Origin of the sequence: Hyphococcus flavus, assembly GCF_028748065.1 — a bacterium.
GTDB lineage: Bacteria > Pseudomonadota > Alphaproteobacteria > Caulobacterales > Parvularculaceae > Hyphococcus > Hyphococcus flavus.
Genome location: NZ_CP118166.1, coordinates 3285749 through 3301151, shown reverse-complemented (window position 1 = coordinate 3301151; position 15403 = coordinate 3285749). Strand labels below are relative to the sequence as shown.

Below are 15403 nucleotides of genomic sequence, written 5' to 3'. Positions count from 1 at the left end.
ACACCCGTCCTGATGCTGACATGCAGCATCCTTAAAAACAGGGATGACAAGGGAAAGCCGCCAGCGATGAAGCTGGCAAGATGCGCAAACAATACGGTTGTAGGCGGCGCTCCGCCCTAACGCATTGCCATCAGCAGGCGACCCGCCACAACGGATTCGCCATGCTTCTCACGCAAACCTTCTCTCATCCGGACTGTGACCGTCGGCTCTGGGCTCTCACCAGGATCCTGCGTCAGCGGACTTTAACGTTCGCGTCAGCTCGCGGGCTCATCAGCATTTTCCAACAGAAAACCTGCATTACCGCCGGTGGGGAATTTCACCCCGCCCCGAAGATTTCTATGTCGCGGAACATTCCGCAGCAGCCTATATACGGACGGTACGCGGGCTCGGCAATATCCGTGCACAGGAAAGGAAAAAGCATTCATGTACTCGCTCCGTCGTCAGCCTGCCGAATGGGAACGTCACGACGCCGTCTGGATTGGGTGGCCCAGTGCGCCAGATCTATGGGAGAATGATCTGGGCCCGGCGAGAGCCGAGGTTGAAGACTTCATTCGGGCGATCCTGTTTCCAGGCGGAGCTTCATCCGCTGAGCGCGGCGAGCGTGTAAACGTGTTGGCGAATGGCCGGGAGGCGCTGGCGGCTGCAGAAATTATGCGCAGCCGGTTGCCCGAGCCGGACCTTTTGACTCTCCACGATGCGCCAATCGGCGATATATGGCTGCGCGACACGGGGCCGATTTTCGTTAAGACCGAAGACGGTGCGCTCGCAGCGAGCGCGTTCTCATTCAACGGTTGGGGCGGAAAATATTTGCTGCCGTCCGATGAAAAAATCGCTGAAGAGATTGCACGCTTCTCAGATATGCGCTTGCGCAAGTTTGAAGATTTCATCGGCGAGGGCGGCGCTCTTGAAACGGACGGAGAAGGCACATTCCTTACGACACGTCAGTGCTTGCTCAATAGAAATCGAAATCCGAATATGAGCGAACGCGATGTTGAGGAAGTCTTGAAGTCTGCACTGGGCGCTGCGAAAGTGATCTGGCTTGATGAAGGACTGGAGGGTGATCACACAGACGGCCATATCGATAACCTTGCGCGTTTTATCGCGCCAGGAAAAGTTGTCTGTATGCGGCCGACTGGCAATGACGATCCTAATGCGAAAGTGCTGGGCGAGGTTGAAAAGGTTCTTTCCCAGTCTACTAATGCTGGCGGCAGTAAGCTTGAGGTGATTACTATTCCTTCGCCTGGCAGGGTGTTGCTTGATGGCGAACCCGCCGCCGCAAGTCACATGAATTTTTATATCTCGAACAACGCGGTCATCATGCCTTGTTATGGCGCTTTATCCGGTCATTCTGATCCCTCAAACGAGGCGATCGAAATTCTGAAAGCCGAAATAGACCGACCGCATTTTTTTGCGATTGATTCTTCTCATATTTTGACGGGCGGCGGGTCCTTTCACTGCATCTCGCAGCAGCAGCCGCCTCCGGGGAAATTGCCAAGCAAGCTGTGACGAAACGTTACGATTCGGCGATGAAATGAGCGGAATCCGGCATTTGCCGCTTGCCAGCCAAGCCGGGCCCCAGCAGGATGCGCCGGCAATGAGCCTGGCAAGACGGGCTCATGAAGGTTTTCAAATCGCAGTGGCGGGGGCCTCGCATAATACCTAATCACGAAAGGAGCCGCATAATGCGGAAGAAAGTACTTGTATCGACGATGGCTCTCATGGCGGCGCTTGCCGCGTGCGATCGTCAGAGCAATGAAACAGACCAACAAGCGGAGTCCAGCATGTCGGAGCCCGCAAGCCCTGAAACGACCATGAGCGAAGCCGAACAAAGAGCGGCATTTGACGCCGAAGCCGATGCTGTTCTCGCTGGTGTTCCCGACATAGAAGTTTCGAACCCTGCAGCACAGGTTCTTCTGTCTCCCTTTGACGGACCATATCAGGGCGTTCCACATTTTGATGAGGCGACACTCGATGGACTAAAGCCCGCATTGGAAGCGGGTATGGCTCAAAACCTGGTTGAAATCGATGCGATCGCTAACAACCCTGAGCCAGCGACTTTCGGCAACACCATCGTCGCTATGGAGAAAGCAGGTGATGAACTTGGCCGGGTATTCACCTATTGGTCGATTTGGTCCTCACTGGAATCAACGCCGGAGTTTCGGGCGATACAGCAGGAAATGGTCCCGCAACTCTCGGAGTTCAGCTCAAAAATCAATCAGAACGAAAATCTCTTTCAGCGCGTAAAAGCGGTTTATGAGAATGAAGAAGAAAAGGCGAAACTGACGCCGGAACAACAGCGATTGCTTTGGCTGACCTATACAGGGTTCACAAGAACCGGCGCTACGCTGGAAGGCGAAGCGAAGGAAAGATACGCGGCGATCAACAAACGCTTGGCTGAATTGCAAAACCAGTTTGCCAATAATGTCCTTGCCGATGAGGAAGGTTACGTTACGTATCTAACGGAAGATCAGCTTGGCGGATTGCCGGCGTCGTTTGTCCAAGCTGCAGCGGCGGCGGCTGCTCAGCGCGGGCGTGAGGGCGAATACGCGATCACAAACACGCGTTCATCCATGGACCCGTTCCTGACTTATTCCGATGAACGGGAGATCCGTGAAACGGTTTGGAACAACTATTACAGCCGTGGTGATAATGGCGGCGAGCACGACAATAACGCGCTTATTCCAGAGATTCTGAAGCTTCGGGACGAGCGCGTTGCCCTGCTTGGCTACGACAATTTCGCCTTGTGGCGGCTTGAAACCAACATGGCCAAAACCCCTGAGCGGGCCCTGGAGATGATGGAAGGCGTTTGGGAAGCCTCAACGGCGCGCGTTCGTGAAGACGTCGCCAGCATGCAGGAAATTGTCGACGCAGAAGGCGGTGATTTCGAAATTCAACCCTGGGACTACCGCTATTATATGGAGAAAGTCCGCCAGGCGAAATATGATCTCGATTCAAACGAGGTCAAACAATATCTCCAGCTAGATAAACTACGCGATGCAATGTTTTTTGTGGCCGGGGAAGTTTTCAATTTTGAATTTACACCGCTCGAAACAGGAACAGTTCCTGTTTATCGAGAGGGCATAGACGTTTGGGAAGTGACGGATAAAACCTCAGGCGAACTTATAGGCTTGTGGTATTTCGATCCATTCGCGCGTCAGGGGAAACGCTCTGGCGCATGGGCGTCGAGCTTCCGAAGCCATGATACGCTTGATGGTGAGGAAAAAGTCGTTCTTGCAACGAACAATTCCAACTTCATTCCTGGCGCTGAAGGCCAACCGACTCTTTTGTCAGCGAGCGATGCGGAAACGCTATTCCACGAAGTTGGTCATGCGCTTCATGCGTTATCGTCCAACGTGAATTACCCAACGCTGAACGGCGGCGTGGGCGATTACACCGAATTTCAATCGCAGTTTCTGGAATATCATCTGTGGACAGATGAGGTCATTGATAATTACCTGATCCATGCTGAAACAGGTGAACCCATTCCGGCTGAGCTCGTGGCGAAAATAAAAGCCGCATCTAACTTCAATGAAGGCTTTGATACGACTGAATATCTGGCGTCTGCGTTAATGGACATGCGTTATCACATGATTGATCCGGAAGGGTTAGATGTGGACACCTTCGAACGCGAGACGCTGGCGGAACTTGGCATGCCGGATGAGATTGTCATGCGACATAGAAGTCCGCATTTCGGGCATATTTTTTCCGGAGAGTCTTATGCGGCGCGTTACTATGGCTACATGTGGGCGGATGTACTGACTGCTGACACCGCCGAGATGTTCGCCGAAGCTCCAGGCGGTTTCTACAACAAGGAACTCAACAAACGGCTTGTGGAATACATTTTCGCACCTCGAAACGCGATGGATCCGACTGAAGCTTATCGGGAGTTCCGCGGCCGCGATGCGCAAGTGGAAGCGTTAATGCGTGACAGGGGATTCTCTGTTCCTGACTCTGACGAGTAATTGCGAAAAGTCGGTTTGTAATCACGATAATAGCGCCGCAGCAGTTGAAGCTGCGGCGTTTTTTTTATTTCCCCCAGATACTGTTTACGCGCCGGTCCCGGCCGCAGCTTCTGCGGTAAAAGTTATAGCGAACAGGATTTTTCTTGTAGTAATCCTGATGATAGTCCTCCGCAATCCAGAACTGTGACAGCTCGCGGACGGGAGTAACAACAGGTTTTCCAAGTTCTTCTTCCGCTGCGGCTTTGGATGCGTTGGCCGCCTCAAATTCAGCCGCGTTGTTATAAAAAACTGCGGTCGTATAGGAATGACCCCGGTCACAAAATTGGCCGCCATCGTCAAAAGGGTCTATGTGGCGAAAAAAATAATCGACAAGTTCACGGTAAGTGACGACACTTGGATCATAAGGAATTTTAGCGACTTCTAAATGTCCTTCATGATTGCGATATGTCGGGTTTGCCATCTCACCGCCAGCGTAACCGGAAAGGACATCACCAACGCCTTCGAGTTTTTCGAAATCAGATTCGACACACCAGAAGCAGCCGCCTGCTACCACCAGAAATTCTGAAAACGAAGCGTCCTCTGATTGAGCGATCGCATCGCTGGATGGTGAAAGAAATATGACCGCCGCCAGTACTATGCTTACGGTAAACGCCAAGGCTGCTCTCAACATAAAAGTCTCCTGATGTTTTAGTAGATATGATAGGCCTTGAGCCGTCTGGCTACAGTTGCGTTCGACCTTTCACCCGATTGTTATGATTTCTGACAATTGAGTCGCGAAACGAAAAACTGTTTTTACTCAGTAACTTATCCCAATTGCAGGCAGCATGAAAACGGTATTATGTCTGTCTTGAATAGCGCAAGTGAGGGCGATGTTAGCTTCGCGCCTAACAAAAAGAGACAGATATGACGAAGAAAAGCGCATTTCGAGGCGCGGAAGATATTTTACCGCCAGGGGTTGGGAAAAAGCCTCAAACCTTCACCCAGCACGGGCGATCGCGTGTCGATAATTATGCCTGGATCCGGGATGATGATTGGCAGGAGGTGTTGAAGGAGCCCGCCAGGTTGCGCGATGACGTGCGCCGCATGCTAGAGGCGGAAAACACCTACTATGAGAACGTCACCGCGGATTTGGATAGTTTGCGGAATACGTTGTTTGAGGAAATGCGGGCTCGCATTAAGGAAGACGATTCCAGCGTGCCGCAGGCGGACGGCGCATGGAAATACGGCGTCAAATTCTGTGACGGCGGTCAATACCCGATTTTTTTCCGTATGCGCCGTGATGGCGGCGCGGAACAAATGCTGCTCGACGGTGATGCGGAGAGCGGTGAGTCTGAGTTCTTTAGTATTGGACAAGTTGCGCACAGTCCAGACCACAATCTGATCGCCTATAGCGTAGACCGTGTCGGGTCAGAAAATTATACAATCTCTGTACGCAAGATCGCTTCAGAGGAAGAGTTTAAAGACAAAATCGAACAGGCTGATGGTGACAGCATTATCTGGTCGGCAGATTCTTCCGGATTTTTCTATGTCGAACGGGACGAAAATCAGCGTCCGGTTTGGGTGAAATACCATACTCTGGGCGCTGATCCGGTGGACGATCCTGTCATTTATAAAGAACGTGACGGCGCTTATTTCCTTTATTTATCCAAAAGCCAAAGCGGTGAATTCGTTTTCATAAATTCAGGCAGTCAAATTACGACGGAAGTTCGGTTTGTGCGTGCTAGGTCACCATTGGCGCCACTTGAACTGATCGCCGAGCGCGTCAACGGCGTCGAGTATTACGTAGAACACCACGGCGACAGTTTTCTTATCAAGACAAATGCGGATGGCGCTGTCGACTTCAAAGTTGTAAAGGCGCCAATCTCAGCGCCCGGAAAAGAAAATTGGGAAGACTGGATCGCTCACAATCCTGGAACCTACATCGCGGACATCATCCCGTTTGCCAAATTTTTTGTGCGATATGAACGATTTGATGCACTGCCGCGTATTGTCATATCCGATTATGATGGCGACGCGCATGAAGTCTCGTTCGATCAAGCAGCGTATGCGCTTGGTGTTGACGAAGGATTTGAGTTTGATACGGAAATGCTGCGGTTCACCTATGAATCACCATCAACGCCGAAGCAGACTTATGACTATAACATGGCGACCAGGCAACGCACCTTGCTGAAATCGCAGGAAGTGCCGAGCGGTCATGATCCTTCACAGTATGTTGTTGAGCGAATAGATGCGCCCGCGCCTGACGGCGCAAAAATTCCGGTAGTTGTTATGCGGCTGAAATCCACGCCTATGGATGGGGCCGCGCCTTTGCTGCTTTATGGCTACGGGTCTTACGGCATCACCATATCAAACGGTTTCTCGACAAACGTATTGCCACTTGTCGATCGCGGCGTTGCCTATGCTGTTGCCCACGTGCGTGGCGGGGCGGCGAAAGGGCGGCAATGGTATCTGGATGGCAAGCTGGGCGACAAGATGAATACCTTTACAGACTTCACCGCCGCTGCTGACGCCCTGATACAAAAGAATTATACGTCCGCAAAAAAGATCGTTAGTTATGGCGGCAGCGCCGGCGGCTTGCTTGTGGGGGCGACGGTCAACTTACGGCCGGAGTTGTTCGCTGGCGTCTTAGCAGCAGTGCCGTTTGTCGATGTTATCACGACTATTTCCGATGCCGGCTTACCGTTGACGCCGCCCGAATGGGAAGAATGGGGCAACCCGCTTGAAGGTGCGGACCAGTATGACTGGATCGCCGCGTATTCGCCCTACGACAATGTAAAGAATGTCGAATACCCGCCGATTATGGCCACCGGCGGCTTGACGGATTATCGCGTGACCTATTGGGAGCCCGCCAAATGGATTGCAAAGTTGCGTGAAGTCGGGAAGGGCGGGCCATTCGTATTACGAATGAACATGGGTGCGGGTCATGGCGGTTCAGCTGCGCGGTTTGAAAGACTGGAAGAACGCGCGCATCTTTATGCATTCGCGCTGAAAGCGGTCGGGTATGAAAACGTAGAGCCGATCAAGCACCACTAGCAGCCCTTAAATTCTGCGCGGTTTAGCGTTTGCTTTGCCGCGCTTTTTCTTTTTCGGTTTTTTGTCGGTTTTCTTTTTGGCCTTGCCTCGTTTTTTCGCTGGCTTTTTACCACCCCGTGATTTGCGCTTGGGAGAACCTGGTAAAGGATCACTCAACATCTCGAAACGAAGGCCGCCGGTTAACGGCGCCGCCTCGGCCAACTTCACCTGCACCGGCTGGCCGAGGCGGAACACGCCGCCGGTAGTCTCCCCGATGACGGAATGTTCGCGTTCTTCAAACCGGAATCGCTCAAACCCAATGGAGCGCATTGGAATGAAACCATCTGCGCCGGTTTCGTTGAGCATGACAAATAGGCCGAATTTCGTGACGCCGCGTATCCGCGCGTCAAATTCACCGCCGACCTTGGTTTCCAGATAGCCGGCGAGATAGCGATCATTCGACTCTCGTTCAGCCGCGACGGAGCGCCGTTCCAGATCGGAAATCTGTTCGGCGATATTGTTTAAATCTTTCGCTTCCTTCTCAGTCTGACCGTGTTCGCCGAGATTGAACGCCTTTACGAGCGCACGGTGCACGGTAAGGTCGGCATAACGTCGGATTGGTGATGTGAAGTGCGCGTAGCGCGCCAGATTCAGTCCGAAATGACCGACATTTTCATCATCATAGACCGCCTGCCGCTGCGAGCGCAGCACGACTTCAGAGACCATCTCTTTTTCATCGCGCCCTTCAGCGAGTTTTAAAAGTTGATTGAAATTGGCGGGCCGAACAGCCGTTTTGGTCAGTGAATAATCGAGGGTTCCAAGATAGTCGCGAACGCTATCCAGCTTTTCAGGGTCAGGTTCGTCATGAACACGATAGATGACAGGAGTTCGAGCGCGCTCCAGCGCTTCGGCCGCCGCCACATTGGCGAGGATCATGAACTCCTCAATAACCTTATGCGCATCGAAACGCTCGCGCTTGACGACTTTCTGCACATCGCCATTTTTGTCGAGGATGATTTTGCGTTCAGGCAAATCGAGATCGAGCGGCGCGCGTTTTGCGCGTTCTTTCATGCGGGCGCGATATGCGTCGTAGAGGTGCAGCACGATGGCCTTTAAGCCAACCGGCGCTTTTCCACCTTCGCTGATCGCCTGGGCATCTTCATAAGAAAGTTTTGCGCGAGAGCGCATCAATGCGCGCATGAAATGGTGGCGTTTTTTGACGCCATTGACGTCAATAATCATTTCAACCGCCATGCAGGGGCGGTCTTCATTCTCACGCAGGGAACACAGATCGTTCGAAAGCCGCTCTGGCAGCATTGGCACGACACGGTCCGGTAAATAAGTGGAGTTGCCGCGTTTCAGGGCTTCCTTATCCAGCGCCGAGCCCGGCGAAACGAAATAGCTCACATCGGCGATGGCGACGATCACGCGATAGCCGCCAGGATTGTTGGGATCCGGATCGGGTTCAGCAAAGACCGCATCGTCATGGTCCTTCGCATCAGCCGGGTCGATGGTGATCAGAGGCGTTTCACGCAAGTCTGTCCGGTTTCCAAGCTGAGGGAGCTTTGCCTTTTTCGCCTCGGCAAGAACATTTGCAGGAAATTCTGTAGGAATGCCATGATTGGCCAGCGCGATGGTGGAATAGGCGTGCTTGTCGTCAATATGTCCGGCAATGGAGCGAATGCGCGCTTTGTTGGGGCCATAGCCGCGCGAGTTTTTTGTTTCCACCCAGACGAGATCGCCGTCCTTGGCGCCGGCTTCATCGCCATCATCAATATTGAAAGAGTTGCGTGCGCGCCGTTCGACCGGGTCAGCGACGCCGCCTCGGCGCTTTTTGCGATACACTGCAAGAAAGCGATGCGCGCCTTTGCCGATGGCTTTGATGACATCGGCTTCATAGCCGTCATCACCCGCTTGTTTCAGGCGCGCGAGCAATCTGTCGCCGACGCCAGGCGCCGGTTTTACTTTTGCTGCGCGCTTTGCCGGCAGGCGGATCATCGGCGGTTCTGTCTCGCCGCGCCAGTTGGCAGGCAAGCAGATGAGATCGCCGTCGTCGTCAACGGACATCACGTCAATCGGCGCCACAGGTGGTAAGCTGTCAGCCCGTTCGATGCGTTTCCCGCTTTTCAGATTAATCTCGCCGTCGGCATCCATTTGTTTCAGCAGCGATCGCAATTCAGCACGCGCCTCTCCCTTCACGCCGAAGGCGCGGGCAATATCGCGGCGCGCGACTTCTCCTTCGCTGTCATTCAGATAGGCAATAATGTCAGCTTTTGAGGGGAGACCGGACTTCGGCTGTTTTCTGGATGTAGACTTCTTACGGGACGGCAAATGCGGACTTTCACTGTTATCTTTTGAATTGTACAGTGGATTATCACGGAAACGAGGAAGTTGCGAACCGAATTAGCCTCCGAACGTCAAAGGATTGATCCGCCTGCCATCAACCAGGACTTCATAGTGCAGATGGATAGCGGTCGCGTTGCCGGTTTTTCCGGTTTTTCCGATGTAGTCGCCGCGCCGGACCCGGTTGCCTGTTCGAAGGCCGGAAGCAAATTCTGACAAATGCGCGTAGCGCGTTTCCACACCGCTGCCATGGCGAATAAAAATTACGTTGCCATAGCCACGCATGGATGTAGCCGCCGTCACAACGCCGTCGCCGCCTGCATAAACAGGTGCGGGTCCTCGTGTGTAAAGATCCACCCCGCGGTGAAAGCTGCTGGCGCCGCCGCTGCGTGGACCATATCCGGATGACAGGCAGGATTGAACCGGCGCTTTGTCGAGCGTGATTCCGCTGACCTTTGAAGAAGGCTGATAACCGACAAGCTGCAGATTGGCGTCTGCTCGCGGGGCGTTGGAAACGCGCATGCCGGGGCAAATTTGCAGCCTCGGTCCGTGGCTGGCGCTGGTGGTTTGTGGTCTTTCCGGGATGTTCAGGCGTTGAGTTTCTCGGGGCGGCGAAGAAGCGCACGCAGCCGCAAGCACCGGCAGAAAAACACAACAGAAAAACCGCCAAACAAACATGTTAACGCAACCAGAAAACCTTACAGGATGGTCACGTTAGGCGCCCGAAAATACCGGCGCGTAAATTCAATCGATCAAATTGTTTGAAAGTCTGGCGGCGAGCGCGGCCCGCCGCCGGAAAGCAGGTTAGCTCATCATATCATCTGAAATGAAAAGCAATTCGCCATTCTCGGCGATTTCAATGTCAACGGCGCTACCTTCTATCCGCCCTTCGAATTCATAAACGAATTCAGCGCCGCCAGCACGAACGGATAATTCGATATACGTCGCTTCGAAACCCGGTGCGACGTCGTTTAGTGTCTGAAGAACCGACGCCGGCAAATCGCTTTCATCGATTTCCATCTCGATTTCATCAAGCTCGCCGTCTTCAGTCACATCAATCTCGATGTGGTTGCCATTGTGATCGCGGGCTTCGAATTCATAGATTGAAACACCGTTTTCAACTTCAATACTGACTCTATCGAAAGTTACGCCGGGCGCGGTGTTGATAGCGACATCGAGGATGTTTTCAGGCACGTCGTTAATTGAGATTTCAGTCTCGTCCTGTGCGAGCAAGGGCGTAGCGAACAGGAGAGCAGCAGTCATCGTGAGAGCGCGATGCATTGTGAAATTCCTTTTCAAGGTTTCGAGCCGAGCCGGCGGGAATGTTCCGGCTCGAGGTGCGACTTAGGCAGTATTGATGACGCTTCGGCGACGATTTCGCGAAGCTCAGATGAAATTTATTGCGGCGCACAAAAAGGTGTTAGAGCGATAGAAATAAAAGATAAAATGGCCAGGCGCCTTGGCTTGGGCCTTACCGGCTAAATACGGTTTAATTGGCGGCTTTTTTCGTCGCCGCTGTTTTTTTCTTTGTAGTTTTCTTTTTTGTGGTTTTTTTCGCTGTCGTTTTTTTTGCAGCTTTCTTTTTTGTCGTTTTCTTCTTAGCTGCTTTCTTTTTCGCCGCTTTTTTGCGCGCTGGTTTCTTTTCTTTCGCGGCGATCAATTCGAGCGCGCGTTCCAGCGTTACGGTTTCCGGGTCGGTCCCGTTCGGCAACGTTGCATTGGTTTTTTGATGTTTAACATATGGCCCGTAGCGTCCGTCCATGACATTGACGGGATCGCCTGTCTCGGGATGCTCGCCGAGTTCTTTCAGCGCTTTGGCGGCTTGCCGCCTGCGAGGGTTGGCTTTCTTTTCAGCAATCAGCGTGACGGCGCGGTTGAGGCCGATCTCAAAAACTTCGTCGATATTTTGGAGGTTTGCGTAAATCTTACCGTGCTTAACAAACGGCCCATAACGGCCAAGGCCAGCTTCAATCATCTCGCCGTCTTCCGGGTGAGCGCCGACTTCGCGCGGCAATGACAGAAGCATCAGTGCTTTTTCGAGATTGACATCATTCACGTCCCAGGTCTTTGGCAGGCCTGCACGTTTCGGTTTTTCCTTGGAGCCTTTTTCCTGTTCGCCAAGCTGAAAGTAGGGGCCGAAACGGCCAACCTTCAACCAGACGTCGAGTCCGGTTTCAGGATCGGAGCCCAATAGCTTGTCGCCGTTCGCCTCAGGGTCCTCGCCGTCTGCGATGGCCGATAACTGCCGCGTGTAATTGCAGTCAGGGTAATTTGAACAGCCGATAAAAGCGCCATAGCGGCCGGTCTTGAGCGAAAGCTGGCCGCCGTCACGTTTCTCAGTGTCGCAAGTGGGGCAGGCGCGCGGATCCGAACCGTCTTCTTTCTTTGGAAAGATCAGCGGCCCGAGAGACTCATTCAGCGCATCGAGAACCTCCGAAATGCGTAGTTCGCCGATATCTTCGACGGCGGCGTGAAATTCTGACCAGAAGTTTTTGAGGAATGTTTTCCAGTCCGCTTCGCCAGCAGAGATTTCATCGAGTGTTTCTTCAAGGTCTGCAGTGAAATCGTATTCCACATATTTTTTGAAATAGTTTTCAAGGAACGCCGTAACAATACGGCCTTTGGAATCGGGAATGAACCGGTTTCGATCCATATTCACGTAGCCGCGATCACGCAATGTGGTCAGGATCGATGCATAGGTGGAAGGCCGGCCAATGCCCAACTCTTCAAGCCGTTTGACAAGACTTGCCTCTGAAAAGCGCGGCGGCGGTTGGGTGAAATGCTGGTCTGCCTTGACGTCGGAAATGTTTGCGCCAGCGCCGGTGGAGAGTTTCGGCAAGACGACGCTGCCGTCTTCGGCTTGGGGGTCGTCCTGACCTTCTTCGTATAGTGCGAGGAAGCCGTCGAACAGGATGACAGAACCCGTTGCGCGCAAGCCGGTTTTCTTGTCTGACGACAGGAGATCAATGGTCGTGTTCTCCAGTCGCGCGGATTCCATCTGGCTGGCGATGGCGCGTTTCCAGATCAGCTCGTAAAGCTTGAATTCATCATCGTTGAGACCGCGTAGGTCTTTTGGAGCGCGGGAAAATGCAGTCGGGCGAATACATTCGTGCGCTTCCTGTGCGTTCTTTGCTTTTGACTTATAAACACGGGCGCTTTCCGGCACGTATTTGTCGCCGAACTGCGAACCGACAGCTTTACGCGCATCGGAAATGGCTTCCGGCGCCATGTCGACACCGTCTGTACGCATGTAAGTGATAAGGCCGGTGGTCTCGCCGCCGATATCGATGCCTTCATAAAGGCTTTGCGCCGTGCGCATGGTGCGCTGGGCATTGAACCCAAGCTTACGCGCGGCTTCCTGTTGCAGGGTCGATGTGGTGAACGGCGGCGGCGGGTTGCGCCGGCCAGGCTTCGCCTCAACAGCATCAACGTTGAAGGTTGAGCCTTCGACAGCTTGTTTCGCCGCCATTGCCGACGTTTCATCGCCAAGCGTGAATTTCTGGACTTTTTCGCCTTCGTGCAGCGTCAGGCGCGCCTCAAAAGGCGCGCTGTCGCCGGAGACGGCCTGCGCTTTGACGCTCCAATATTCCTGCGGAATGAAGGTTTCGATTTCGAGTTCGCGGTCGCAGATGATCCGCAGCGCCACAGACTGAACGCGGCCAGCCGAACGCGAGCCGGGCAGCTTCCGCCACAAAACCGGCGACAGGGTAAAGCCGACGAGATAATCAAGCGCACGCCGGGCGAGGTAGGCTTCCACCAGATCTTCGTCGATCTGGCGCGGATGCGCCATGGCTTCTTGTACCGCTTTTTTGGTGATGGCGTTGAAGGCGACGCGGTCTATCCGCACGTCTTTCAGCGCTTTTTTTTGTGCGAGCGTTTCAAGCAGATGCCATGAAATTGCTTCGCCCTCGCGATCAGGGTCGGTGGCGAGCACCAGACGGTCAGCCTGTTTAACGGCGGCGGCGATGTCATTCACGCGCTTTTTGGAGCCTGCATCAAGTTCCCACACCATTTCAAAATCGTTGTCCGGCTTTACCGAACCGTCCTTGGAAGGCAGGTCGCGGATGTGACCGTAAGAGGCCAGCACCTTGAAGCCGGAACCCAGATATTTGTTGATTGTCTTCGCTTTAGAGGGCGATTCAACGATGACGACTTGCATGAAGGAAACTGCCCCGAACGGTACATGGTGATTTCAGCGTGGCGGGCCCTATGGGGCGGGCAGGCGCGTTCTGTCAACTCTTTCGCTGCGTCGCGCATAAGAGGAGGAGTTGTGTTCTACTTGAGGTGAGTGTCATGTTTTTTGAGTTTATAATGATAAAAAACAATAACTTATGGAAGTAAGTTGGTGTATTTTGTTATCCTGTTGATAGTGAAAATCGCCCGCCCTCGTGCTCCATGGCTTCGCCGGTGAGCACCAGTTCGAGGAGCGTATCAGCCACCAATCCGGGCGGCGCATCAGCTTCGCGCAGGATTTCATCGCGATGCAGTGGCGTGAAGGACAGGATTTCCAGAACCTGCCGTCGCAGAGACGCCAGCATAGCCGGGTCCAGTTCCTGCTCGCCCATGCCATCGGCCCAACCCAAGAGATCACGGCCTTTATCCGACAGGTTGCGCGTCTGCGCTGCCAGTGCATTGATAATATCATCAGCACGTTCAACCAGGGTCGCGCCGTCGCGGATCAACCGGTTCGCGCCCTGACAACGCGGATCGAGCGGAGAGCCGGGCACGGCGAATACTTCGCGGCCTTGTTCAAGGGCGAAGTTCGCGGTGAGGAGCGTGCCTGATTTCGCCGCCGCTTCGACCACAACAACGCCGCGCGACAGGCCGGAGATGAGGCGATTGCGTTTCGGGAAATCCCGCGCTGTCGGTTGCGCGCCCATGGGACACTCAGAAATGACGGCGCCCTCGCGCGCGATGCGTTCGGTCAAGTCTTCGTGTTCGGGCGGGTAGATGACATCGACACCGCCGGCTACGACAGCAATTGTTCCCGTTGTAAGGGCTGCATCGTGCGCTGCGCCATCGATCCCCCGCGCTAGACCGGAGGTGACAACGTATCCCGCTTGTCCAAGGCCGCCTGCCAGCGTTCGCGCAATCTTGCGGCCGACGCCGGACGCGTTGCGCGCGCCGATGATAGCGACGGCAGGTTTTCCAAACAAAGATGCGTGTCCGCGCACGTATATCAACGGCGGATGATCGGGAATGGCTTTCAGCGCTTTCGGATAGTTGTCCTCGCATGCTGCAATAATTCGCGCGCCATGCTTGTCCGCTTTCTCCAGCTCGGCTTCGCATTGAGCGCGGTCTGAAGCTTTCAGTTGAGTGCGACGTCCAGCCTTGCGGGATAATTCCGGCAAAGCCTTTAACGCCGCATCAGCCGTTTTGTATTTTGCTATCAGCCTATGAAAAGTAATCGGTCCGATATTCTGTGTGCGGATGAGCTGTAGCCAGTCGAGCTTTTCACAAGGCTCAAGCACTGGCCTCTTCCTTTTTTGCGCCGATCCTTGGCTCGGTATTGGCGAGAAGGCGGGAAATATTCGATCTGTGGCGGATAAAGATAAGCGCCGCCATAACAAGCGAGGCAATCGCGAATGCAGGCTTGCCCATGGCGTACATGGCAAAGGGCGTTGCCGCGGCGGCGGCGAGCGCGGATAGCGAAGAATATCGGAGCACATAGGCCATCCCGAGCCAGGTGGCCCCGGCGAAGAACCCGGCGGGGAAATGCAGGGCGAACAGCGTACCCATGAAGGTGGCGACGCCCTTGCCACCCTTGAATTTCAGCCAGACCGGAAAGCAGTGGCCGAGAAATGCAGCGGCGCCGGCGACTTCAGGCCGCCATCCGGCGAGATAGGCGATCATCACTGCGATTGCCCCCTTGCCGCCATCGAGGAGTAGCGTCGCCGCCGCGAGATCCTTGCGGCCCGTGCGCAAGACATTTGTTGCGCCGATATTGCCTGAACCGATGGCGCGAATATCGCCGAGCCCAGCGAGCTTCGTGATCACCAGCCCGAACGGAACCGAACCGAGGAGGTAACCGAGGATGAGAGGGAAGAGGGTGGTCATGTTATGAAAGCCGATTTTGTATCCAATCA

Annotated in this window: 10 protein-coding genes and 1 riboswitch; of the genes, 3 read left to right on the top strand and 7 right to left on the bottom strand. The window is 54.0% G+C overall.

Annotation, left to right across the window (positions count from 1 at the left end; translation table 11 throughout):
* Positions 1 to 172: 172 nt before the first annotated feature.
* Positions 173 to 338, bottom strand: a riboswitch (FMN riboswitch).
* An 85-nt stretch (positions 339 to 423) separates the two neighbouring features.
* Together PUV54_RS15755 and PUV54_RS15750 are read left to right on the top strand one after the other, a co-directional pair.
* Positions 424 to 1506 carry an agmatine deiminase family protein gene (locus PUV54_RS15755; protein ID WP_274493294.1) on the top strand — a complete coding sequence of 361 codons (1083 nt, stop codon included), beginning with the start codon at positions 424 to 426 and terminating at the stop codon, positions 1504 to 1506.
* 176 nt (positions 1507 to 1682) lie between these two features.
* Positions 1683 to 3962, top strand: coding sequence for a M3 family metallopeptidase (locus PUV54_RS15750; protein WP_274493293.1), 2280 nt, complete (start codon positions 1683 to 1685; stop codon positions 3960 to 3962).
* Positions 3963 to 4026: 64 nt separating this feature from the next.
* On the opposite strand, the gene msrA is transcribed toward PUV54_RS15750, so the two are convergent.
* Positions 4027 to 4632: a peptide-methionine (S)-S-oxide reductase MsrA gene (gene msrA / locus PUV54_RS15745; RefSeq protein WP_274493292.1), complete on the bottom strand. Its 606-nt coding sequence runs from the start codon at positions 4630 to 4632 to the stop codon at positions 4027 to 4029.
* A 233-nt stretch (positions 4633 to 4865) separates the two neighbouring features.
* Here msrA and PUV54_RS15740 point away from each other — a divergent pair, with 233 nt between their 5' ends.
* On the top strand, positions 4866 to 6995 hold the full coding sequence (locus tag PUV54_RS15740; protein ID WP_274493291.1) for a S9 family peptidase: 2130 nt from the start codon (positions 4866 to 4868) through the stop codon (positions 6993 to 6995).
* Positions 6996 to 7001: 6 nt separating this feature from the next.
* On the opposite strand, the gene rnr is transcribed toward PUV54_RS15740, so the two are convergent.
* The 6 genes from rnr to plsY all read right to left on the bottom strand — a co-directional run bounded on the left by rnr (position 7002) and on the right by plsY (position 15374).
* Positions 7002 to 9305, bottom strand: coding sequence for a ribonuclease R (rnr, locus tag PUV54_RS15735; RefSeq protein ID WP_274493290.1), 2304 nt, complete (start codon positions 9303 to 9305; stop codon positions 7002 to 7004).
* Positions 9306 to 9377: 72 nt separating this feature from the next.
* Positions 9378 to 9839, bottom strand: a complete 462-nt coding sequence (locus PUV54_RS15730) for a M23 family metallopeptidase (RefSeq protein ID WP_274493289.1) — start codon at positions 9837 to 9839, stop codon at positions 9378 to 9380.
* A 282-nt stretch (positions 9840 to 10121) separates the two neighbouring features.
* Complete coding sequence (locus PUV54_RS15725; RefSeq protein WP_274493288.1) at positions 10122 to 10598, bottom strand: hypothetical protein; 477 nt, start codon at positions 10596 to 10598, stop codon at positions 10122 to 10124.
* A gap of 208 nt (positions 10599 to 10806) precedes the next feature.
* The gene (gene topA / locus PUV54_RS15720; protein ID WP_274493287.1) at positions 10807 to 13476 is read right to left on the bottom strand and encodes a type I DNA topoisomerase; all 2670 of its coding nucleotides are present in this window, start codon (positions 13474 to 13476) and stop codon (positions 10807 to 10809) included.
* A gap of 196 nt (positions 13477 to 13672) precedes the next feature.
* Positions 13673 to 14788, bottom strand: a complete 1116-nt coding sequence (dprA, locus tag PUV54_RS15715; protein ID WP_274493286.1) for a DNA-processing protein DprA — start codon at positions 14786 to 14788, stop codon at positions 13673 to 13675.
* The gene (plsY, locus tag PUV54_RS15710) at positions 14781 to 15374 is read right to left on the bottom strand and encodes a glycerol-3-phosphate 1-O-acyltransferase PlsY (protein ID WP_274493285.1); all 594 of its coding nucleotides are present in this window, start codon (positions 15372 to 15374) and stop codon (positions 14781 to 14783) included. The genes dprA and plsY overlap by 8 nt, the downstream gene beginning before the upstream one ends.
* Positions 15375 to 15403 lie beyond the last annotated feature (29 nt).

Bases quoted from the DNA above. Each gene is read 5' to 3' on its own strand.
- PUV54_RS15755 (WP_274493294.1), top strand. From the start codon at position 424: ATGTACTCGCTCCGTCGTCAGCCTGCCGAATGGGAACGTCACGACGCC.
- PUV54_RS15750 (WP_274493293.1), top strand. From the start codon at position 1,683: ATGCGGAAGAAAGTACTTGTATCGACGATGGCTCTCATGGCGGCGCTT.
- msrA (WP_274493292.1), bottom strand. From the start codon at position 4,632: ATGTTGAGAGCAGCCTTGGCGTTTACCGTAAGCATAGTACTGGCGGCG.
- PUV54_RS15740 (WP_274493291.1), top strand. From the start codon at position 4,866: ATGACGAAGAAAAGCGCATTTCGAGGCGCGGAAGATATTTTACCGCCA.
- PUV54_RS15730 (WP_274493289.1), bottom strand. From the start codon at position 9,839: ATGCGCGTTTCCAACGCCCCGCGAGCAGACGCCAATCTGCAGCTTGTC.
- PUV54_RS15725 (WP_274493288.1), bottom strand. From the start codon at position 10,598: ATGCATCGCGCTCTCACGATGACTGCTGCTCTCCTGTTCGCTACGCCC.
- topA (WP_274493287.1), bottom strand. From the start codon at position 13,476: ATGCAAGTCGTCATCGTTGAATCGCCCTCTAAAGCGAAGACAATCAAC.
- plsY (WP_274493285.1), bottom strand. From the start codon at position 15,374: ATGACCACCCTCTTCCCTCTCATCCTCGGTTACCTCCTCGGTTCGGTT.